The following is a 286-nucleotide window of genomic DNA, read 5'->3' on the forward strand; positions in this document are numbered from 1 at the left end:
TCCCTTCCTAGGTTTAGGGTTATTTGACCTCGAGCCCCTACCGCCTGTAGCTAGACACCGAAGGGTGAATCGATGTTGACTTACGCAAGCAGGCACCGAAAGTTTGCTAGTCGCTGGGCGCTGGAGCTAGACAAAGAAAAATCCTGAATCAGCAGATAGAAAAGAGGCTGGGACATAACTAGCCAAAAATAGTAAATAAAAAGGTTCCAAGCAATAAAAAATTTGCTTGGAACCTTTTTTTGTAGAGTTTCTCCCTCTCCCGGCACTATTTTGCCGTTCATGGCGG

General features: G+C 45.8%; 1 protein-coding gene. It reads right to left on the reverse strand.

The window, feature by feature from the left end; translation table 11 throughout:
• Positions 1 to 80: 80 nt before the first annotated feature.
• The coding region (locus KI363_RS21765) for a hypothetical protein (RefSeq protein ID WP_212967627.1) at positions 81 to 286 on the reverse strand (206 nt) is incomplete at its 5' end.

This window comes from Lederbergia ruris (assembly GCF_018332955.1).
GTDB lineage: Bacteria > Bacillota > Bacilli > Bacillales > Bacillaceae_C > Lederbergia > Lederbergia ruris.